The following is a 21,097-nucleotide window of genomic DNA, read 5'->3' on the forward strand; positions in this document are numbered from 1 at the left end:
AGGGCGGCGACCGGAAGTGACCCGAATCGCCCACATCAGCGCAACATTGTTACCGCAAGCGGCACAAATATGTCACGCGCCTTCGCTTGCCTGTTAGCAAAGCCTTGCGCGCACTTGAAACTCACGGCACTCCCTTCATAAATGAGGGTCGAAAAACGACACGCCGGCCAATGCCTGCGCGCCACCCGCGCGGATTGGCCCATTGGGGCGGAAGGCCCCGGAAGGAACGACCATGTCCACCCGCCACGTCAAGGTGCTGATCATCGGCTCCGGCCCCGCCGGCTACACCGCCGCCATCTATACCGCCCGCGCCATGCTGGAGCCGGTGCTGATCGCCGGCATGGAACAGGGCGGCCAGCTGATGATCACCACGGATGTGGAAAACTACCCGGGCTACGCCGATCCGGTGCAGGGCCCGTGGATGATGGAGCAGATGCTCAAGCAGGCAAGCCATGTCGGCGCCGAGATCGTCAACGACCTCGTGACCCATGTCGACCTCGACGTGCGCCCCTTCCGTATCTCCACCGACAGCGGCGCCGAATGGACCGCCGACGCGCTGATCATCGCGACGGGCGCCAAGGCCAAGTGGCTCGGCATCGACACGGAGCACAAGTTCATGGGCTTCGGCGTCTCGGCCTGCGCCACCTGCGACGGCTTCTTCTATCGGGGCAAGGACGTCATCGTGGTGGGCGGCGGCAATTCGGCCGTGGAAGAGGCGCTCTACCTCTCCAACCTCGCCAGGACCGTGACGGTCGTGCACCGCCGCGACAGTTTCCGCGCGGAACGCATCCTTCAGGAGCGCCTGTTCGCCAAGGAGAACGTCAAGGTCGTCTGGGACCATGAGGTCGTGGAATATCTCGGCGCCGATCCCAAGCCGCCGATGCCCGCCTCCGTCAACGGCGTGAAGCTGCGCAACGTCAAGACCGGCGAGACGCGCGACATGGCGACGAACGGCGTGTTCGTGGCGATCGGCCATGCGCCGGCGGTCGAGCTCTTCAAGGGCAAGCTGCGCCAGAAGCCGAACGGCTATCTGTGGACGGCGCCCGATTCCACGGCGACGGACGTGCCGGGCGTTTTTGCCGCAGGCGACGTCACCGACGATATCTATCGCCAGGCGGTGACGGCGGCCGGCATGGGCTGCATGGCGGCCCTCGAAACCGAAAAATACCTTGCAGGTCATATGCCTGTCGCAATTGCGGCCGAGTAGAAGCCGCCAACAAAGGGTGGCGGGATAGTCCGACCGCCCGCGTGGGAACAGTTGAATCAGCGACCGGGCGGGAAGCACGCGCTCCCCGCCACAAAGACATATGGGGGTCAGAATGCCGCTCGATTGGGACAAGCTGCGGATCTTTCATGCCGCGGCCGAGGCGGGCTCGTTCACGCATGCCGCAGACAAGCTGCATCTTTCTCAATCGGCCATCAGCCGCCAGGTGAGCGCGCTGGAGCAGGATGTCGGCATCAAGCTCTTCCACCGCCATGCCCGCGGCCTCATCCTCACCGAACAGGGCGAGATCCTCTACCGCACCGCGCACGACGTGCTGATGAAGCTCGAAAGCGTGCGCGTGCAGCTGACGGAAAACACCGAGAAGCCGAGCGGCAAGCTGCGCATCACCACCACGGTCGGCCTCGGCCAGGGCTGGCTGACCGACAAGGTGCAGGAATTCCTCGCGCTCTACCCCGACATGCAGGTGCAGCTCATCCTCGACAACGAGGAGCTGGACGTGAACATGCGCCATGCCGACTGCGCCATCCGCCTGCGCGAACCGCAGCAGTCGGACCTCATCCAGCGCCGGCTCTTCACCGTGCACATGCACATCTATGCCGCGCCCTCCTACATCAACCGCTACGGCGAGCCGCAGTCGATCGACGATCTCGACAACCACAAGATCATCACCTTCGGCGAGCCCGCGCCGAGCTACCTGCTCGATGTGAACTGGCTGGAGATCGCCGGACGCGATTCCGACAATCCGCGCCCTTCCGTCTTGCAGATCAACAGCCAGACCTCGATCAAGCGTGCCTGCCTGCTCGGCATCGGCGTCGCCATGCTGCCCGACTACATCGTGGGGCGCGACCCCGGCCTGCTGCAGTTGCCGCTGAGCGCGGATATCCCCTCCTTCGACACCTATTTCTGCTATCCGAGCGAGATGAAGAATTCCGCCAAGCTCAAGGTTTTCAGAGACTTCATCGTCGCCAAGGCACGCAACTGGAACTTCTGAGGGAGCGGATTCGGTAGGCCTGCGTCCCATGCATGGCTGGCATGCACATTAAATGATTGATGTATGCCCATAAAACCATCATATCGCACGCAGCTGATGCACTTTGGTGGCTTTTTCCTCCCAGTGCCACCGCACCAGCTGTTCCCCTCTGGAGGTTTTATTACCTTCAAAACTATAAAGGGCCCAAGTTGACCTTGCGGCCCTCTTTTTTTGCCTTCCGTTAACCAAGACGGAATTTTCACGCTTCCTGCAAAACTTGGCACGCGTTTCCCTTGAAGAAGCGGCCCGTCTCCCCCATATTCAATTCAGCCGACGCACTTGCGGTCTTTCTCCTCCCAGTGCCGCGCGTTGGCTGTTCCCCTCTGGAGGTTCTAATACCTTCACACCTGCAGGGCCCAAGCTTCGCTTGTGGCCCTCTTTTTTTGCCTGGACCTCTTGCATCGGAAAACGGCGAACCCAATATCGTTGATATACGATATATTCATCGCTGAACCACGATTGACATGACCGAGCTCGACGCCGACGAAATCCTCAAGGCCCTCGCCCATCCCAAGCGGCTGGAAATCCTCGCCTGGCTGAAGGAGCCGCAGCGGCATTTCGCCGGCCAGGAGCACCCGCTGGATTTCGGCGTCTGCGCCGGCCAGATCGAAAAGCGCTGCGCGCTCTCGCAATCCACCGTCTCCGCCCATCTTGCCACCCTCCAGCGCGCCGGCCTCGTGACGACGCGCAAGGTTGGCCAATGGGTGTTCTTCAAACGCGACGAGGAAAAGATCGCGGCCTTCCTCCACCACATCAACCGCTCGCTTTGAGCGCTCTCCCCAAGCCAGAAGAAGGACTACCATGACCTCGCTTTTCGACCCCCTCAAGATCGGCGACATCCAGCTTGCCAACCGTATCGTCATGGCGCCGCTGACGCGCAACCGTTCGCCGGGCGCCGTGCCGAACACGCTGAATGCCGCCTATTACGAGCAGCGCGCCAGCGCCGGCCTGCTCATCACCGAAGCGACCGCCATCAGCCACCAGGGCCAGGGCTATGCCGACGTGCCGGGCCTCTACAAGCCGGAAGCGCTGGAAGGCTGGAAGGAAGTCACCGATGCCGTGCACAAGGCCGGCGGCAAGATCGTCGTGCAGATGTGGCATGTCGGCCGTATCTCGCATGACACGCTGCAGCCGAACGGCGGCAAGCCGGTCGCCCCGTCGGCGATCCGCGCCAAGTCGAAGACCTATCTCGTCAATGCCGACGGCAGCGGCAGCTTTGCCGAGACCTCCGAGCCGCGCGCGCTGGAGAGAACCGAGCTGCCCGGCATCATCGAGGACTATCGCCGCGCCGCCCGCGCCGCCATCGACGCCGGCTTCGACGGCGTCGAGATCCATGCCGCCAACGGCTACCTGATCGACCAGTTCCTGCGGTCCGGCAGCAACACCCGCACGGACGACTATGGCGGCTCGATCGAGAACCGCGCCCGCCTGCTCTTCGAGGTCGTCGACGCCATCACCGCAGAAATCGGCGCCGGCCGCACCGCGATCCGGATCTCGCCGGTCACGCCCGCCAACGATGCCTTCGACCCGAACCCGCAGCCGCTCTTCACCCATGTGGTCGAAGGCCTCGCCAGGTATGGCCTTGCCTATATCCACATCATCGAAGGCGCGACGGGCGGGGCGCGTGACCACCAGCAGGGCGACGCACCCTTCGACTATGCGGCGTTGCGCGCGGCCTACAAGGCCGCCGGCGGCAAGGCGGCCTGGATGGTCAACAACGGCTACGACCGGGCGCTCGCCATCGACGCCGTCGAAAGCGGCAGGGCCGACCTCGTCGCCTTCGGCAAGCTCTTCATCGCCAACCCGGACCTCGTCGAGCGGCTGAAGAACGACACGGTGCTGAACACGCCGGACAAGGATACCTTCTACGGCGGCGGCGCCAGGGGCTACACCGACTATCCGATCCTCGAAAACGTCGCCTGACATGTCTCACCGGGATGCTGCGCAATCCAGCGCCCCGGTGCCTCCTCCCCCAAGGGAGGACAGAACGCCCGCAGTCTCCTCCCTGCGGGCGTTTTCTTTTTGCGCGGCTCGGCTACATCTATTCCAGCACATCTGTCGAAAGGCCGCCCGCCCATGCTCTCCAGCCTGCTGAAGGAACGTTTCCTGTTCGTCGGCCTTGCCGCCGCCCTCCTCGCCTATGCGACGGAGCACAGCCTCCTGGAAATGGGCCGCCTGCCGGTGCTCGTCGCGGCCTTCGCGCTCGTTTCCGCCATCATCCTCGTCTCCACCCGCATCGCCCATCACGCGGAAATCCTCGCCTCGAAGGTCGGCGATCCCTACGGCACGATGATCCTGACTCTGGCGGCGGTGCTGGTGGAGGTCGTGGTGCTGGCGATCATGATGCAGGGCGAGACGTCGCCGACACTGGTGCGCGACACGATCTATGCCGCCGTGATGCTCGACATCAACGGCATCCTCGGCCTCGCCGCCCTCCTTGGCGGCATCCGCCATGGCGAACAGCCCTACAACGACGATTCGGGAAAGACCTACGGCGTGATGATCCTGACGGCCATGGGCATTTCCATGGTCGTGCCGGAATTCGTGCCGCGCGAAAGCTGGCATCTCTATTCGGCCTTCACCATCGGCGCGATGATCGCGCTCTACGCCCTCTTCCTGCGCATGCAGGTGGGCGCGCACAGCTATTTCTTCAGCTACGCCTATCCGCGCGCCGAACGGAAGGAGGGCCTGCCGAGCAAGGCGCCGGACGACAGCGAGGCGGCAAGCGTCTCAATCGTCATCATCGTCTTCGGCGTAGTGCTGATCGGCGCGCTGGCCGAAGTCATGTCGGTGCTGCTCGCCACCGGCCTCAAGGGCACGGGCGCCCCGCCGGCGCTGATGGCCGTCATCGTCGCGGCGATCTCCGCCGCGCCCGAAATCCTGACGGCGCTGCGCGCCGCGCTCGCCAACCGCATGCAGTCCGTCGTCAACATCGCCATGGGCGCCTCGCTTTCGACGGTCATCCTCACGGTGCCCGTCATGGAGGCGATCGCCCTCTACACCGGCCAGCCTTTCATCATGGCGATGACGCCGGTGCAGACGGTCATGGTGATGATCACGCTGATCGCCGCCGCCATCAACCTCAACGACGGCGAGACGAACGCCATCGAGGGCATGACGCACTTCATCCTCTTCGCCACCTTCGTCATGCTGACGATGATCGGGCTCTAAAGCATTTCCAGCAAACGTACGCAGCGGCTTTGCGTCCGGAAATGCGTGAAGAACAAATGCCCCGGGACAGGGGCAAGGACCGTTACGGCCGGTCGTATTCCCGGGTCAGGCCCTTGTAATATTCGCCGGGATCGTAGCGCAGCGTGCGGGACTTGCCCGGGTTGTTGAAGAAATAGTCGTAGAACGACATGTACTGCGCCCGTTCGCTGACTGCGCTGCCGCGCGGCGCCCGCTCGGCGCCGTTCTCGTAACCGTCCGCGGCAATGGCGGGCGCGGCGACGGCAAGGGCCGCCAGGGCGGTTACGGCGAGTGACTTCATTTTCATGGTCCTGCTCCAGGATTCGCTTTCCCTCAATATCGGCAACGAAAGCGGAAATTTCACGGGGGGACGGCAATAAAAAACCCGCCGTCGCCGGCGGGCCGAATTATCGAAAAGATCCGCCAGCCTCCCCATCCACCCTCCGGATGCGGCGGCTGGTCCTCGGCTCAAAGCCGAGGACGACGGCAGCGGGCGGGCGGGGTTTGCCGCACCGCCCTTGCCGGCGGGCTTGGCTCGCCGCTTACGTGCAGGCCGCGCAGAAGCGCTGGATGCGCTTGCAGGCTTCCTCGAGCTGGGCTTCCGAGGTCGCATAGGAGATGCGGAAGTTCGGGCCGAGGCCGAAGGCCGAGCCATGCACGACAGCGACGCCTTCGGCTTCCAGAAGCTCCGAGACGAAGTCCTCGTCCGTCTCGATGACCTTGCCCGACGGCGCGGTCTTGCCGATCAGCCCCTTGCAGGACGGATAGACGTAGAAGGCGCCCTCCGGCGAGGGGCACTCGATGCCCTTGGCCTGGTTGAGCATCGAGACGACGAGGTCGCGGCGGCCCTCGAAGATCTTCTTGTTTGCCGGAATGAAATCCTGCGTGCCGTTCAGCGCCTCGACGGCCGCCCACTGGGCGATCGAGCACGCACCCGACGTCTGCTGGCCCTGGATCATGTCCATGGCCTTGATGAGGGCGAGCGGACCGGCCGCATAGCCGATACGCCAGCCGGTCATCGCATAGGCCTTGGAGACGCCGTTCATGGTCAGCGTGCGGTCGTAGAGGCCGGGCTCCACCTCGACCGGGGTGGCGAACTTGAAGTCGCCGTAGGTGAGGTGCTCGTACATGTCGTCCGTCAGCACCCAGACGTGCGGGTGGCGCATCAGCACGTCGGTCAGCGCCTTCAGCTCGTCATGGCTGTAGGCGGCGCCCGAGGGGTTGGACGGCGAGTTGAAGATGAACCACTTGGTCTTCGGCGTGATCGCCTTTTCGAGGTCCTCGGCCTTCAGCTTGAACTTGTTTTCCTGCGTCGTGGCGACGAAGACCGGCGTGCCGCCGCACAGCGACACCATTTCCGGGTAGGACACCCAGTACGGCGTCGGGATGACGACTTCATCGCCCGGATTCAGCGTCGCCATGAAGGCGTTGAAAAGAATCTGTTTTCCGCCGGTGCCGACGATCGTCTGCGCGGCGGTGTAGTCGAGGCCGTTCTCGCGCTTGAACTTCCTGGCGATCGCTTCGCGCAGTTCCGGAATGCCGGAGACCGGCGTGTACTTCGTCTCGCCGCGGTTGATCGCGTCGACGGCGGCCTGCTTGATGTTGTCGGGCGTGTCGAAATCCGGCTCGCCAGCGCCGAGCCCGATGACGTCACGGCCTTTCGCTTTCAGTTCACGCGCTTTCTGGGAAACGGCGATGGTGGCGGAAGGCTTCACACGGGAAAGGGCGTCGGCAAGAAAGGCCATGATGGAGATGTCCTCATCGGGTTCAAAGACGGCTTGACGCCATGGACCCGGAGCGCCGGGCTCCATAGCGGTTAGGTCTATGTCGAATGTGGGCGGGTCTTGCAAGCACGAAGGACGAAAAAAGCGGGAAATGCGGGCTCTACCGCAAAAATTCATGAAGCCCATCAACGGAGGGAATGGATTGCAGGCCTGCCTGGAAAGCGGCACACCAATTGGTTGAAACGACGTGCAACAGAAGAGATTTTTACGCGAAGGATTAAGCCGGTATTAACGGGTATCGCCTATGATCGTGCGGTCGGGACGTCCCAGCGGATGGTGCGCTGCATGAGCGAAAGAAGCATCTTCTCCAATCTCGTCCGGCAGCCGGACGGCGCCTTCGGCGCAGCCTACGGCCCGTTCCTGCTGCAATCCGCCCTCCAGCCGATCTTTTCGGAGCGGCCGGACGGCCGGCTGCAGATCGCCGCGTTCAAGGGCCTGATCCGCGCCAGCGCGGGCGACATGCCCTGCTCCCCGGCGGAATTCTTCGCGCGGGTGCCGGAGGAGGAACGCACGGCGGTGGACGGGCTTTGCCGCAGCCTGCACATCCTCAACGCCGGCGCGCTCGGCCGGCGCGAGGCCGCGCTGATCATCAATTTCCACGCCGGCCTCTACACGACGCCCCAGGCGATCCGCCAGGAGGTGGAATGGCTGCGGCTCGCCGCACACGAGGCGGGCCTGCCGCCGGCGCGCATCGCCTGCGAGATCCGCGAGCACCCGCAGGACGAGCTCGACATGCTGGCATCCTTCGCTGCACGCCTGCACGGCGCCGGCTTCGCCATCGCCATCGACAACTATATGGGCGAGGACCGCGATCTTGCGCGGCTGGAGCGCCTGAAGCCGCAATTCGTCACCTTCGACACCGCCTGGCTGCGCAGCTTTGCCGAAAACTCCGCCGGCCTCGCCCTGTTGCGCGTCGTCATCGGCCAGTTCGCGCACAAGGGTATCCGCGCCATCGTCGGCGGCATCGAGGAACCGGAGATGATCGCGCTGTGCCGCGACATGGGCGGGCCGCTGATGCAGGGCTATCTGCTCGCCCGGCCGGAACCGGCCCCGACGAGCTTCAACCTCACCTTTCCCGAAGGCGACGACGCGCCGGCGCAGGCCCCCGCGGCCGCATCTGCCACGGCAGGCTCCGCACCGGTGGAAAACCGCGCCACGCGCCCCGTCCGCCAGTTCGGCCGTAGAGGCATCTAGGACGGCGGAGCCGCGCGCTCTATTCGGTCGAACGCACTGAAAATCCGCCTTTTTTACCCTGCCACCTTTTCGCCACAATAAATGTCGGGCCTTGCCGCAATTCGGTCGTCGTCGCGCCGATTTCGGCGGGCTTTTTCGATGCCAAGGCAAGCGAAGGACAGGAGGGGAAACGATGTTTCTGGATGAAGACAAGATCGGCAGGAAGCCGAAGGCACGCGAGTCCCGCGCCATGTTCCTGATCGCGATGACGGCGCTTGCCGCCTGCGTCGCGATGGTGATCAGCCTGATGTCGCCGCCGGCCGTCGCGCTCGACACGATCAAGACCTCCGGCATCGAAAAGACGGCGCCTCACGTCGAGCCCACGCAAAAGTGAGCCGCCCGCGCCGGCCCCGCCCTTGAAAGCCGCTCGCCTCTGGGCCAGTTAACGGCAGAAGACAGGAGACGGCGATGCGACAGGACAATTGGCCCTTGAAAGGCATTTTGGCGGGCACCGCCGCGACGCTCCTCCTGACCGCGACGCTTCTGGCCTCCCCCGCATCCGCCGCCGAAACCCGCGAAATCCCCAGCAAGAAGGCCGCGCTCGTCGTCGAGACGCTGGCGACGGGCCTGAAACAGCCCTGGTCCGTCGAGGTCCTGCCCGACGGCGCCTACCTCGTTTCGGAAAAGGGCGGCACGCTCCGCCTCGTGCGCGACGGAAAGGTCTCCGCCCCGCTTCGCGGCGTGCCCGAAGTCTCGACCACCGGCCAGGGTGGCCTGCTCGACATCGCGCTCGCCCCGGATTTCGCCGGCAGCCGCACGCTCTACCTGACCTACAGCGCCCGCGGCAATGGCGGCTCCGGCACGGCGGTGGCCAGGGCGAGGCTTTCGGCCGACGGCACGGCGCTGGAGGACACGACGCGCATCTTCCTGATGAACCGCCTCACCGCGCGCGGCCAGCATTTCGGCTCGCGCATCGCCATCGCCGGGGACGGCAGCCTGTTCTTCGGCATCGGCGACCGAGGCCAAGGCCCCCGCGCGCAGGACCCGCGCGACCATGCCGGCGCCATCCTGCACATCAACCCGGACGGCAGCCCGCATGCCGACAACCCGTTCCTCGGCAGCGCCGAGGGGCTGGCGGAGATCTGGTCGAAGGGCCACCGCAACCCGCAGGGCCTGACCATCGACCCGAAGGACGGCACGCTGCTCACCGTCGAGCACGGCGCGCGCGGCGGCGACGAGATCAACGCCCCGCAGCCCGGCCGCAACTATGGATGGCCCCTCGTCTCCTACGGCAGGCACTATTCCGGCGCGGAATTCGATCTCGGCTCGGCGGCGGAAGGGTTCGAGCCGCCTCTCTATTATTGGGACCCGTCCATCGCGCCGGGCGCCATCGCCATTTATCGCGGCGCGATGTTCCCGGAATGGGAGGGCAACCTGATCGTCACCGCCCTCAAATACCAGCTCGTCGCCCGGCTGGAGCGCGATGAAAGCGGCGCCATCGTCGCGGAGGAGCGGATGTTCGGCGGCGAATTCGGCCGCATCCGCGATGTCATCGTGGCGCCCGACGGCGCGCTGCTGCTCGTGACGGACGATACGAACGGCGCGCTGCTGCGCGTCTCGCGCTCGACCACGACGGACTGACATCATCTGGCCTTGGCCTGTCCGGCCGCGTCCGCCCAAGTATGGCGGCACCGCACATGCACAGCCCTTCCTTCGGCAGCGCAATATAAATCATACGAAAACTGCAAAGCCCCGCAGAGCCTGCGGGTTTTTTCGGCAATCGCCCGGAATTTGACCAAAGTGAGGCGCGGCAAACGGGCGGCAAAACTTTTGCTTGCCAATTTAACGCAAACACATCACTCTTGCGCCGTTCGGGCAATTTGCGAACACGGGAAGACCTTGAATAAAAGCGCGCCGGAGACGCGAAACAATTCCGGGCAGCCAAGATCCGGACGGTCCACGGGACTATCTGGCTGGCTGGCTGCGGTGAAAACAGGACCCTTTCCTCAACCTCGAGAACTGCCTGCCTAACGCCCCTTGGGGCAAAACTGATATGCTGCCCGCCGCCAAATATACGGGCAGAGAGAAAAGGACCTGACGCATGGCCGAGACTGGCACCGTAAAATTCTTCAACACCGAGAAGGGCTTTGGCTTCATCAAGCCCGACAACGGTGGTGCGGATATCTTCGTACACATTTCCGCTGTGCAGGCCTCCGGCCTGAACGGCCTTTCCGAGAACCAGAAGGTAAGCTTCGACACGGAACCCGATCGCCGCGGCAAAGGCCCGAAGGCGGTCAACCTGCAGATCGCCGGCTGATCCAGCGGCTTTCAGGAATTTCAGTTGAAGCCCGGCAGAGATGCCGGGTTTTTTCGTTCAGCCGCCATTCAGCCTCGTTTGTCTAGTTTCCTCGCCATCAGCCGGCATTGGGCCGGAGCGTAGGGAAAGACGTCATGAACAAGTTTCTCAAGACCCTGGTGCTGTCCGCCGCCATCGCCGCGACGACCCTCACCGCAACGACCGGCGTCGTTGAAGCGCGTGACCGCAACCGCGATGGCTACTGGCGTGAAGGCGATACCTATGAATACCGCAAGCCGCGCCGCCATCACCGCGACCGCGACCATGGCCGCGACGCCGTCGTCGGCGGTGCGCTCGGCCTTGCCACCGGCCTGATCATCGGCGGCGCGATCGCCTCCCAGCCGCGCTATGAGGAACGCCGCGTCTATGTCGAGCCGGATTATTACCCCGAGCCCGAGCCGCGCGTGATCTACCGCGAGCGCGTGGTCGTGCCGACCTACGAGCCGTGGACGCAATCCTGGTACGATTACTGCGCCCAGCGCTACCGCTCGTTCAACCCGCGCACCGGCACCTTCGTCGGCTATGACGGGCTGGAGCATTTCTGCACCGCCGGCTGAGGCCGGACCGGACCGGCATCGAGAGGCGGGCGCCATCACGGCGCCCGCCTTGGTTTTTTGCCGACCCCAACTCCACGCGCGACGTCATCCTCGGGCATGGCCCGAGGATCCGCAAGCGTGCCCGGAGCATGGATGGTCGGGTCAAGCCCGACCATGACGGAGGAGAGGTTTGGCGAAAATCGTCAACGGCCCGACAGGCGCGGCATGGCGTCCGCCTTGATTTTTTTGGCGACCTCACCCCACCCCCGACGTCATCCTCTGGCTCGACCTGAGGATCTACCGCGGTGCCCGGAGCGTGATGGGTCGGGCCTGACCATAACGGCACGCGCCTTTGTCTTTAAAGTCCGCGCAGGAACGGGTTGCTGCGCCGCTCCTCGCCGATCTTGCCGCCCGGCCCGTGCCCGCAGAGGAAGCCGACCTCGTCGCCGAGCGGGAACACCTTGTCGCGGATGGACTCCAGGAGCTGCTGGTGATTGCCGCCCGGCAGGTCCGTGCGGCCGATCGAGCCCTGGAAGAGCACGTCGCCGAGATGGGCGAAGCCCTGGCCGCGGTGGAAATAGATGACGTGGCCCGGCGCATGGCCGGGCGTGTGGTAGACCTCGAACGTATGGTCGCCGAAGGATACCGTGTCGCCGTCCTCGAGCCAGCGGTCCGGCACGACATTGCTCACCTTCATCGGCACGCCGAACATCGAGGCCTGCGCCTCCAGCCGCTGCAGCAGCGACAGGTCGTCCTTGTGCGGCCCGACGATATCGACGCCGAGCGCCTCCTTCAGTTCCTTCGCGCCGCCGGCATGATCGATATGGCCATGCGTCAGCCAGATCGCCTTCACCGTGATGCCGTTCTCCTTGAGCGTGCTGAGGATCACGTCGACATCGCCGCCCGGATCGACGACCACGCCTTCCTTCGTCTCGCTGTCGAAGAGAATGGTGCAGTTCTGCTGGAAGGGGGTGACGGGAATGATGCCCGCCTGAAGCATGCCCATGGGGTCCTCGCTCAAAGTGCCGCGTTGCGCCTGATATAGCCATTACGGCGCCGCACGCAAAGCATGCTGCAGAACGTCAGGTCTTGCGCATAAGCCCTTCAACCGACTCCGGGATCATGCGGCGAGCCACGCGAAAACCGGACGCCCTCAGCGCAGGCTGGCGATCTCCTGTGCGGGGCCGGTCGCCAGCGTCGGCGAGACGGTGGAGAAAAGCAGCGCCACGACGGCGATGTTGACCGCGGCATAGAGGTAGACGACCGGACGGAGGCGATTGGCGACCGGGTTGTCCTGTTTCGGGGTGTTCGTCTGCATGATCCTGTTCCCTGGCTGTCGGCCGTGCTCGGCGCTGTCTCGTTCGTTGTGATCGGTTTCTACAACGGCGGCAGAGTCGGGCGTGTTCCCGCGGGAACAGGGCAACGGGGATGGCTGTTGCACACCGGCAACAGTGCTCAGAGCGGCAGCGCCATCGTCTCCTTCAGCGTATCGAGCACGATGGCGGTCTTCACATGCGAAACGGATTCGTGCGGCAGCAGCACATCATTGACGAAGGCCGACAACGCCTTGAGGTTCGGCACGACCACCTTGATGATATAGTCCATCTCCCCCGTCAGCGAAAAAGCCTCCAGCACTTCCGGCAGGTTGGAGATCAGCCGCGCGAAGCGCACCGCATTGTCGCGGTTGTGCGTCGAGAGCGTTACCGTGACGACGATGACGATGCCGAGATCGAGCTTCTCGCGGTCGAGCTCCGCCCGGTAGGCGCGGATGATGCCCTCCTCCTCCAGCCGGATGCGCCGGCGCGAACATTGCGAGGGGGAAAGATGAATGCGCTCGGACAGTTCGTTGTTCGTCAGGCGCGCATCCTCCTGCAGATGCGCGAGCAGTTTACGGTCGAAGTCGTCCAGTTGCACGGATTGCCCTCCAAATCTCCATATGATGCACGAAGATCGCATGAAATTGCCAAAGCGCAAGCACTATGCAAGCACATTGCATGAAAGACGCGCCATACTTCCCGCCATCACCATCGAGGAGGACGAAGGATGGGCCCTTTCCCGCATGACGCACCGCCGGCGCTGATCACCGCCGACAACCCGGCCGGGACCGACGGGTTCGAGTTCGTCGAATTCGCCCACCCCGAGCCGGAAAAGCTGGAAGATCTGTTTGCCCGCATGGGCTACAGCAAGGTCGCGACCCACCGCACCAAGGCGATCTCCGTCTGGCGCCAGGGCGACATCAACTATGTCGTCAATGCCGAGCCCGGCTCGCACGCCATGACATTCGCCGGCCTGCACGGCCCGTGCGCCGCCTCCATGGCCTGGCGCGTGGTCGATGCGAAACACGCCTTCGCCCATGCCGTCTCCAAGGGCGCGACGCCCTATGAAGGCGACGACAAGGCGCTCGACGTACCCGCCATCGTCGGCATCGGCGGCTCGCTGCTCTACTTCGTCGAGAAATACGGCGCCAAGGGCTCCGCCTATGACGCGGAATTCGACTGGACGGGCGAACGCGACCCGAAACCGGCCGGCGTCGGCTTCTACTATCTCGATCACCTCACCCACAATGTCTATCGCGGCAACATGGACAAGTGGTGGGACTTCTACCGCGAGCTGTTCGGCTTCAAGCAGATCCACTTCTTCGACATTGACGGCCGCATCACCGGCCTCGTCTCGCGCGCCATCACCTCGCCCTGCGGCAAGATCCGCATTCCGCTCAACGAATCGAAGGACGAGACGAGCCAGATCGTCGAATACCTGAAGAAGTACAAGGGCGAAGGCATCCAGCACATCGCCGTCGGCACGGACGCAATCTACGACGCCACCGACAGGCTGGCCGACAACGGCGTGAAGTTCATGCCCGGCCCGCCGGACAACTATTACGACCGCTCCTATGTGCGCGTCGTCGGCCATGAAGAGCCGGTCGAGCGCATGAAGAAGCACGGCATCCTGATCGACGGCGAAGGCGTCGTCGACGGCGGCATGACGAAGATCCTGCTCCAGATCTTCTCGAAGACCGTGATCGGCCCGATCTTCTTCGAATTCATCCAGCGCAAGGGTGACGAAGGCTTTGGCGAGGGCAACTTCCGGGCGCTCTTCGAATCGATCGAAGAGGATCAGATCCGCCGGGGCGTCATCGCAGCAGAATAACAACCGCGGCAACCAAGCCACTGCGGGGAAGGAAGAGGCGGCCGCTGAGCGGCCGCCTCTTTTCGTTCAAAAAAACTCCGGTGCAGGAGCACACGGGCAAATTGACTTATCCCAGTTTTGTCCGCACGTTGCCGGTGCCGAATTTTTCGGCAACGGGCGCGCGGGCTCCAGGCCGCGCCCCGGTAGCGAGGCAAGTGTCCGGTCCGGATCACTCTCCATTCCGGGCGGACCTTTCGGAGGGGAAGTCATGGAAGCATTGATGCCCATCATCACGCAGCTCATCGCCGGTGCCATTGGCGGCAACGTGGCCGGCGCCGCCCTGAAACAGGCGGCCGTGAGCGCGATCGTCCGCACCATCGTCGGCGCCATCGGCGGTGTCGGCGGCGGCTTTCTCCTGCAGATGCTGGGCGGGGAAGCCGGCCTCTCGGGCCTCGTCGCCGACGGCATCGGCGGCCTCGTCGGCGGCGGCGTGCTGACGGCGATCGTCGGCGCGGTGCTGGGCAAGAAGCCGGCCTGAGCAAACGAAAGGCGGCCCGAAAGGGCCGCCCGGTTCATCACCCGGATTAGCCGCTCACTCCGCGGCGGCCGCGACCGGATACACTTCCTTCATGTAGTCGTTCATCAGCGTTTCGCAGATCGTGCCCGGCGTGAAGCGGTAGGGGCCGATTTCCGAAACCGGCGTCACTTCCGCCGCCGAACCCGTGAGGAAGCACTCGGAGAAGTCCGAAAGCTCTTCCGGCAGGATCGCCCGCTCGACCACCTGGTAGCCCCGGCGCTTGGCAAGCTCGATGACCGTGCGGCGCGTGATGCCGTCGAGGAAGCAGTCCGGCACCGGCGTGTGGATGATGCCGTCCTTGACGAAGAAGATGTTGGCACCCGTGGCCTCCGCCACCTGGCCGCGATAGTCGAGCATCATCGCATCCGCATAGCCCTTGGCTTCGGCGGCGTGCTTGGAGATCGTGCAGATCATGTAGAGGCCGGCGGCCTTCGACTTCGAGGGCGCGGTCCTCGGGTCGGGGCGGCGGTACTCGGCGATGTCGAGGCGGATGCCCTTCAGCTTTTCGGCCGGGTTGAAGTAGCTGCCCCACTGCCAGATGGCGATGGCGACGTTGATGCGGTTGTTCTGCGCCGAAACGCCCATCATCTCCGAGCCGCGCCAGGCGATCGGCCGCGCATAGGCCTCGGAAAAGCCCTGGCGCTTCAGGAGCTCTATGCTCGCCGCGTCCAGCTCTTCCACGGAATAGGGAATCTTGAAGCCGAGGATCTCGGCGGACGTGTGCAGGCGCTGGTTATGCTCGGTGAGCTTGAAGATGCGCCCGCCATAGGCGCGCTCGCCTTCGAACACCGCGCTCGCATAGTGCAGGCCGTGCGTCAGCACGTGGATCTTCGCGTCCTTCCAGTCGACGAACTCGCCGTTGAACCAGATTTGTCCGTCCAGTTGATCGAAAGGAACTGCCATCGTCTCATCCTCCGGCGCGTCCGCGCCATTCTTTCAAGTTGATTGTTTCGCCCGTTACGGTCTAACCAGAAACGGGCCTGGATTACCCGATCATAAGCGTAATCCAGATTGGGGATCGGAAAAACACCGGATTTCTTCGGCGCCCGGGAACCGCACGATGCGCGGGACCCTAACAAGGGTGGCAAAATATGTCAACAAAGCTGACATATTTTGCTATAAATTACGCGGAGACGGCAAGGCATGAAAGGAAATGACAACGTGGCGCGACAGATGCCGGACAAGAACGGCGTGAGCGAGCTGCACCACGACGCCATGACGGGCGGCGGCCGCATCGATTTCGAGATCATTGAGGGCTTCTTCTTCGCCTATCGCGACTTCATTTCCGATCCCGACGCGATCCTGGAAAAGAGCGGCTTCGGCCGTGCCCATCACCGGGTCGTGCACTTCGTCAACCGCGAGCCCGGCATGACGGTCGCCGACCTGCTCGACACGCTGAAGATCACCAAGCAGAGCCTGGCGCGCGTCTTGAAGCAGCTCATCGATTCCGGCTATATCCAGCAGGTGGCCGGCCCCGAGGACCGCCGCCAGCGCAAGCTCTATCCGACGCGGGCCGGACGGGAGCTGGCACTGGCGCTCGCCGAGCCGCAATCCCGCCGCATCGCCCGTGCATTTGAGGCGATGAGCGCGGACGAGCGCCGGGTGGTGATCCAGTTCCTCACCGGCATGCAGAACGCCAAGAGCGAATGAACGACTGAAAAGCAGAAAAGGCAGGACAGACGATGACCGCTGCCGGCACGCCTTCCGACGATGCATCCCATCTCCTCGTCGTCGACGACGACACCCGCATCCGCGATCTGCTCAACCGCTACCTGATGGGCGAGGGTTTTCGCGTCACCGTCGCCGCCGATGCGGACGAGGCGCGGCGCAAGCTGCGCGGGCTCGACTTCGACCTCATCATCATGGACGTGATGATGCCCGGTGAAAGCGGCCTGTCGCTGACGAAGAGCCTGCGCGAAATCCGCCCCGTGCCGATCCTGATGCTGACGGCGCTCGCCGAATCGAAGGCCCGCATCGAGGGCCTCGAGGCCGGTGCCGACGACTACCTCTCCAAGCCCTTCGAGCCGCGCGAACTGGTGCTGCGCATCAACAACATCCTGAAGCGCAACGCCGCGCCGGTGACGCCGAAGATCGAGCAGGTCATGTTCGGCCCCTACACCTTCTCCATCGTGCGCAAGGAGCTGAAGCGCGGCAGCGACGCCATCCGCCTCACCGACCGCGAGCAGGAGATCATGCTGCTCTTCTCGCTGCGCGCGGGCGAGACCATTCCGCGCCACGAGCTGATCGGCGAAGAAACAGAAGTGGGCGAACGCACAATCGACGTGCAGATCAATCGCTTGAGGCGTAAGATCGAGGACGACCCGTCCAACCCGGTGTGGCTGCAGACCGTACGCGGCATCGGCTATCGATTGAGCGTGGAGCAAGGCTGACCGTGCGCTGCCGAGTCCAATTCAAGAAGAGGTTCAACGCGGCTTTCCGCGCGCATCCGCATGATGAAGGCCTTGCGGCAAGGTCTTGGCGCGACTCAGACAATCGTCGCTGCACCATCGTGGAAAATCCGGTCCCATGACCACCTTCGAGAGCTTCAAGCGGGATATCGAACGCGCGCCGGCGGCCGGCTGGAAGCGCCTTGCCCGCTGGCTGCGCCGGCAGATGCCGACGGGCCTCTATGCCCGCTCGCTGCTCATCATCATCATCCCGATGGTGCTGCTCCAGTCGGTCGTCGCCTTCGTTTTCATGGAGCGCCACTGGCAGCTCGTCACCCAGCGCCTTTCGACGGCCGTCACCCGCGACATCGCCGCCATCATCGATCTCATCGACACCTATCCGCAGGATGCCAACTATTCAGAGATCACGCGCATCGCGCGCGAGCGGCTGGAGCTCAACATCGCCATCGAGCCCGGCACGGAACTGCCCGCCCCGCGCACCAAACCCTTCTTCAACATCCTCGACGAAATCCTGAGCGAGGAGATCGTGCGGCAGATCCGCCGCCCGTTCTGGATCGACACGGTCGGCGAAAGCAATCTCGTCGAAATCCGCATCCTGCTCGACAACAAGATCCTGCGCGTCTATGCGCGGCGCAACCAGGCCTATGCCTCGAACACGCATATCTTCCTGCTCTGGATGGTCGGCACCTCGCTGGTGCTGATCACCATCTCGATCCTCTTCCTGCGCGGCCAGATCCGGCCGATCCTGACGCTGGCGCAGGCGGCGGAGAGCTTCGGCAAGGGCCAGAAGATGCCGGAGGACTTCGCGCCGCGCGGGGCGGACGAGGTGCGCCGCGCCGGCCTTGCCTTCATCCTCATGCGCGAGCGCATCGAGCGGCAGATGGAGCAGCGCACGGCCATGCTGACCGGCGTCAGCCACGACCTGCGCACCATCCTCACCCGCTTCAAGCTGCAGCTCGCCCTTGCCGGCGACAATCCCGACCTGCAGGGCCTCAACAAGGATGTCGCGGACATGCAGACCATGCTCGAGGGATACCTCTCCTTCGCGCGCGGCGACGTGGAGGAGGACGTCGGCCGGCTGCGGCTCACCGACCTCTTCGACAAGTTCGCCATGGAGGCGGAGTTGCACGAACGCGCCTTCTCCAGCGAGATCGACGGCGAGGACGAGGTCATGGTGCGGCCGAACGCCTTCAGCCGCCTCGTCGGAAACCTCGTCTCCAATTCCATGCGCTATGCCAAGACCGTGCATGTCGAGGCGCGCCACCGCTCGAAATGGCTCACCATCACCGTCGACGACGACGGCCCCGGCATTCCCGAGCGCTCGCGCGACGATGTCTTCAAGCCCTTCTTCCGGCTCGACGAGGCGCGCAATCTCGATGCGTCGGGCACCGGCCTCGGCCTTGCCATCGCCCGCGACATCGCCCGCAGCCACGGCGGCAATGTCACGCTGTCGGACAGCCCGATGGGCGGCCTTCGCGCGACGATCCGCATTCCCGCATAGGGCATTTCAGGCCAGGCGACGCCGCTTCAGCGCCGGGCGGTGCGGCAAGAACTGGAAACAAGAACGGGGCGAGCCTATGAGCGTATCCACTTTCGACGGCCTGACCTGGCTCAACCCGCCGGCCGAAAGCGCGATCCGCGACGGCCGCCTCCATGTCCGCACCGGTCTTGAGAGCGATTTCTGGCAGCGCACCTATTACGGCTTCCAGCCGGACAGCGGCCATTTCCTGCACCGCCCCTGGACCGGCAACTTCACGCTGGAGACGACCTTTTCCGGCCGCTACGAGACGCTCTACGACCAGGCCGGCCTGATGGTCCGCCACAACGAGACGACCTGGATGAAATGCGGCATCGAGTTCACCGACGGCGCGAAACATTTCAGCGTGGTGGTGACGCGCGGCCATTCCGACTGGTCCGCCTTCCGCATCGATCATGATTTCGAGGCCATGTCCGTGCGCGTGACGCGCAACGGCGATGCGCTCTTTATCCAGTACCGGACGGATGCCATGACGGACTGGCGCATGGCGCGCCTTGCCTATTTCCCACCGGAGCTTTCGGACCTTTCGGTCGGCCTGATGGCCTGCTCGCCGCAGCGCGAGGGTTTCGAGGCGGAATTCACGGAATTCCGGCTGGGCCTGCCCCTGTCGCGGGATATTCATTAGAACAAAAGTCCGTTCTCTCCAAGACAGTCGCCCTCACCTCTCTCACACAAGGGCCCCCACCCCCCTCCGTCATGCTCGGGCCTGACCCGAGCATCCACACCCGGGAGAATGGATCCTCGGCTCGGAGGCCGAGGATGACGCTGCGTGTGTGGCAAGGCAGGCCGTCTATTCCCTGAATCAGCACATCTTCCTGCCGTTCGGCACCGGCCGCTCGACGCCGGCGAGGACGATGGCGCCGGTCTCGTCCTCGAAGCCGAGCGTCAGCACTTCCGAGCGCACTGGACCGATCTGGCGCGGCGGGAAGTTGACGACGGCGAGCACCTGGCGGCCGACGAGGTCTTCCAGCGTGTAATGCACGGTGATCTGCGCCGAGGACTTCTTGATGCCGATCCCGGGGCCGAAGTCGATCGTCAGCTTGTAGGCGGGCTTGCGCGCCTCCGGGAACGGCAGCGCCTCGATGATAGTGCCGGCGCGGATGTCGACCCGTTCGAAATCGGCGTAGCTAATGGTCTCGGTCATGAGAAATCCTCGCGTTACAGCATTTGCCCTGGCCCCTCATCCCGCTGCCGCACCTTCTCCCCGCAAGCGGGGAGAAGGGGATATGCCGCACCGCATTCCCAGATCACTCACCCCTCGTGGGGCAAGTCCCCTTTGCCCGTTTACGGGAAGAGGGTCAGGGTGAGGGGCAAAAATTGAGAACGGCCGGAAAGATCAGCCTGCCAGTTCCTCGGCGCGCTTGCGGGCGGCGGCGATCGCCTTGTCGAAGAGCGGCTGCATGCCGTCCTCGGCCATGAGGACGGCGAGCGCCGCGGCGGTTGTCCCGCCGGGCGAGGTGACGTTCTGGCGCAGGCGCGCGGCGTCGTCGGGGGACTGGTGAAGCAGTTCACCAGCCCCCGCGACGGTTTCCCGTGCGAGCCGCATGGCGAGGTCCGCCGGCAGGCCCGCTTTGCGTCCTGCCTCCGCCATGCACTCGACGAGATAGAAGACATAGGCCGGGCCGCTGCCCGAGACCGCCGTGACGGCGTCGATATCCCCCTCGGATGCGACCCATTCGACGGGGCCGCTCACCTTGAGAAGAGCATGCACGAAATCGCGCTGGCCCGCGGAAACGCGGGCATTGGCAAAGGCGCCCGTCACGCCGCGGCCGATCATGGCCGGCGTGTTCGGCATGGCGCGCACCGTGGCGGCCGCGCCGAGATGGCTTTCGAGATTGGCGACCGTCTTGCCGGCAGCGACCGAAACGATGACCGTCTCCGGCCCGACGAGCCCCTTCAGCGGCGGCAGCACCTGGTCGATCACCTGCGGCTTGACCGCGACGAAGATCACCCCGGCCGTCACGCCCTCCGGCGCCGACGTTTCATGGCGCACGCCGTTGTCGGCGATCAGCTTCGCCAGGGCCGGCTGCGGGCCGGGATCGATGACGATGACCGAGGAACCGGAAATGCCGCTCTTCAGCCAGCCGGCAAGCATGGCGCCGCCCATGTTTCCGGCACCGATGAGAATGATGGGGCCCGAACCTGCAACCGTCATC

At 64.4% G+C, this 21,097-nt stretch carries 24 protein-coding genes; 16 read left to right on the forward strand and 8 right to left on the reverse strand.

The window, feature by feature from the left end:
* The first annotated feature begins 232 nt into the window (after window positions 1–232).
* From trxB to AABF56_RS11710, 5 genes are all read left to right on the forward strand, one after another.
* Window positions 233–1,207, forward strand: coding sequence for a thioredoxin-disulfide reductase (gene trxB / locus AABF56_RS11690; protein WP_272806053.1), 975 nt, complete (start codon window positions 233–235; stop codon window positions 1,205–1,207).
* 112 nt (window positions 1,208–1,319) lie between these two features.
* Complete coding sequence (locus AABF56_RS11695; RefSeq protein ID WP_244766984.1) at window positions 1,320–2,216, forward strand: LysR family transcriptional regulator VtlR; 897 nt, start codon at window positions 1,320–1,322, stop codon at window positions 2,214–2,216.
* Window positions 2,217–2,719: 503 nt separating this feature from the next.
* Window positions 2,720–3,025: an ArsR/SmtB family transcription factor gene (locus tag AABF56_RS11700; RefSeq protein ID WP_244766985.1), complete on the forward strand. Its 306-nt coding sequence runs from the start codon at window positions 2,720–2,722 to the stop codon at window positions 3,023–3,025.
* A gap of 31 nt (window positions 3,026–3,056) precedes the next feature.
* Window positions 3,057–4,178, forward strand: a complete 1,122-nt coding sequence (locus tag AABF56_RS11705) for an alkene reductase (protein WP_244766986.1) — start codon at window positions 3,057–3,059, stop codon at window positions 4,176–4,178.
* Between the two features lie 153 nt (window positions 4,179–4,331).
* Window positions 4,332–5,426, forward strand: a complete 1,095-nt coding sequence (locus AABF56_RS11710; protein WP_272806054.1) for a calcium:proton antiporter — start codon at window positions 4,332–4,334, stop codon at window positions 5,424–5,426.
* 82 nt (window positions 5,427–5,508) lie between these two features.
* Here AABF56_RS11710 and AABF56_RS11715 read toward each other — a convergent pair whose 3' ends face one another.
* Window positions 5,509–5,751: a hypothetical protein gene (locus AABF56_RS11715; protein ID WP_244766988.1), complete on the reverse strand. Its 243-nt coding sequence runs from the start codon at window positions 5,749–5,751 to the stop codon at window positions 5,509–5,511.
* A gap of 235 nt (window positions 5,752–5,986) precedes the next feature.
* Window positions 5,987–7,189, reverse strand: a complete 1,203-nt coding sequence (locus tag AABF56_RS11720) for a pyridoxal phosphate-dependent aminotransferase (protein WP_244766989.1) — start codon at window positions 7,187–7,189, stop codon at window positions 5,987–5,989.
* A gap of 324 nt (window positions 7,190–7,513) precedes the next feature.
* Here AABF56_RS11720 and AABF56_RS11725 point away from each other — a divergent pair, with 324 nt between their 5' ends.
* From AABF56_RS11725 to AABF56_RS11745, 5 genes are all read left to right on the forward strand, one after another.
* Window positions 7,514–8,422: an EAL domain-containing protein gene (locus AABF56_RS11725; RefSeq protein WP_244766990.1), complete on the forward strand. Its 909-nt coding sequence runs from the start codon at window positions 7,514–7,516 to the stop codon at window positions 8,420–8,422.
* Window positions 8,423–8,594: 172 nt separating this feature from the next.
* On the forward strand, window positions 8,595–8,795 hold the full coding sequence (locus tag AABF56_RS11730; RefSeq protein ID WP_272806055.1) for a hypothetical protein: 201 nt from the start codon (window positions 8,595–8,597) through the stop codon (window positions 8,793–8,795).
* A 74-nt stretch (window positions 8,796–8,869) separates the two neighbouring features.
* On the forward strand, window positions 8,870–10,042 hold the full coding sequence (locus AABF56_RS11735; RefSeq protein WP_272806056.1) for a PQQ-dependent sugar dehydrogenase: 1,173 nt from the start codon (window positions 8,870–8,872) through the stop codon (window positions 10,040–10,042).
* Between the two features lie 460 nt (window positions 10,043–10,502).
* A complete protein-coding gene (locus AABF56_RS11740; RefSeq protein WP_064330734.1) occupies window positions 10,503–10,718 on the forward strand; it encodes a cold-shock protein in 216 nt (71 codons plus the stop codon).
* A gap of 134 nt (window positions 10,719–10,852) precedes the next feature.
* Window positions 10,853–11,314, forward strand: a complete 462-nt coding sequence (locus AABF56_RS11745; protein ID WP_272806057.1) for a BA14K family protein — start codon at window positions 10,853–10,855, stop codon at window positions 11,312–11,314.
* A gap of 337 nt (window positions 11,315–11,651) precedes the next feature.
* On the opposite strand, the gene AABF56_RS11750 is transcribed toward AABF56_RS11745, so the two are convergent.
* The 3 genes from AABF56_RS11750 to AABF56_RS11760 all read right to left on the reverse strand — a co-directional run bounded on the left by AABF56_RS11750 (window position 11,652) and on the right by AABF56_RS11760 (window position 13,249).
* Window positions 11,652–12,293, reverse strand: coding sequence for an MBL fold metallo-hydrolase (locus AABF56_RS11750; RefSeq protein WP_272807495.1), 642 nt, complete (start codon window positions 12,291–12,293; stop codon window positions 11,652–11,654).
* 153 nt (window positions 12,294–12,446) lie between these two features.
* Window positions 12,447–12,611, reverse strand: a complete 165-nt coding sequence (locus AABF56_RS11755) for a hypothetical protein (RefSeq protein ID WP_244766993.1) — start codon at window positions 12,609–12,611, stop codon at window positions 12,447–12,449.
* 137 nt (window positions 12,612–12,748) lie between these two features.
* Complete coding sequence (locus tag AABF56_RS11760; RefSeq protein WP_272806058.1) at window positions 12,749–13,249, reverse strand: Lrp/AsnC family transcriptional regulator; 501 nt, start codon at window positions 13,247–13,249, stop codon at window positions 12,749–12,751.
* 87 nt (window positions 13,250–13,336) lie between these two features.
* Here AABF56_RS11760 and hppD point away from each other — a divergent pair, with 87 nt between their 5' ends.
* Window positions 13,337–14,440, forward strand: coding sequence for a 4-hydroxyphenylpyruvate dioxygenase (gene hppD, locus AABF56_RS11765; protein ID WP_272806059.1), 1,104 nt, complete (start codon window positions 13,337–13,339; stop codon window positions 14,438–14,440).
* Between the two features lie 247 nt (window positions 14,441–14,687).
* On the forward strand, window positions 14,688–14,957 hold the full coding sequence (locus AABF56_RS11770; protein WP_244766996.1) for a hypothetical protein: 270 nt from the start codon (window positions 14,688–14,690) through the stop codon (window positions 14,955–14,957).
* A 54-nt stretch (window positions 14,958–15,011) separates the two neighbouring features.
* On the opposite strand, the gene AABF56_RS11775 is transcribed toward AABF56_RS11770, so the two are convergent.
* Window positions 15,012–15,899, reverse strand: coding sequence for a branched-chain amino acid aminotransferase (locus AABF56_RS11775; protein ID WP_272806060.1), 888 nt, complete (start codon window positions 15,897–15,899; stop codon window positions 15,012–15,014).
* A 270-nt stretch (window positions 15,900–16,169) separates the two neighbouring features.
* Between AABF56_RS11775 and AABF56_RS11780 the strand changes: the two genes are divergently transcribed.
* From AABF56_RS11780 to AABF56_RS11795, 4 genes are all read left to right on the forward strand, one after another.
* Window positions 16,170–16,646 (forward strand): MarR family winged helix-turn-helix transcriptional regulator, encoded by a 477-nt coding sequence (locus AABF56_RS11780; protein ID WP_244767160.1) that lies wholly within the window; start codon window positions 16,170–16,172, stop codon window positions 16,644–16,646.
* Between the two features lie 32 nt (window positions 16,647–16,678).
* Window positions 16,679–17,386 carry a response regulator gene (locus AABF56_RS11785; RefSeq protein ID WP_244766998.1) on the forward strand — a complete coding sequence of 236 codons (708 nt, stop codon included), beginning with the start codon at window positions 16,679–16,681 and terminating at the stop codon, window positions 17,384–17,386.
* Window positions 17,387–17,522: 136 nt separating this feature from the next.
* The gene (locus AABF56_RS11790) at window positions 17,523–18,905 is read left to right on the forward strand and encodes an ATP-binding protein (RefSeq protein ID WP_244766999.1); all 1,383 of its coding nucleotides are present in this window, start codon (window positions 17,523–17,525) and stop codon (window positions 18,903–18,905) included.
* Window positions 18,906–18,981: 76 nt separating this feature from the next.
* Window positions 18,982–19,566: a DUF1349 domain-containing protein gene (locus AABF56_RS11795; protein WP_272806061.1), complete on the forward strand. Its 585-nt coding sequence runs from the start codon at window positions 18,982–18,984 to the stop codon at window positions 19,564–19,566.
* 177 nt (window positions 19,567–19,743) lie between these two features.
* Here the strand turns inward: AABF56_RS11795 and AABF56_RS11800 are convergent, their stop codons facing one another.
* Window positions 19,744–20,085: a tRNA-binding protein gene (locus AABF56_RS11800; RefSeq protein ID WP_272806062.1), complete on the reverse strand. Its 342-nt coding sequence runs from the start codon at window positions 20,083–20,085 to the stop codon at window positions 19,744–19,746.
* A gap of 192 nt (window positions 20,086–20,277) precedes the next feature.
* Complete coding sequence (gene proC / locus AABF56_RS11805; RefSeq protein ID WP_272806063.1) at window positions 20,278–21,096, reverse strand: pyrroline-5-carboxylate reductase; 819 nt, start codon at window positions 21,094–21,096, stop codon at window positions 20,278–20,280.
* Between the last annotated feature and the right edge of the window lies 1 nt (window position 21,097).

The sequence above is a fragment of the Shinella sp. WSC3-e genome (assembly GCF_945994535.1).
Lineage (GTDB): Bacteria > Pseudomonadota > Alphaproteobacteria > Rhizobiales > Rhizobiaceae > Shinella > Shinella yambaruensis.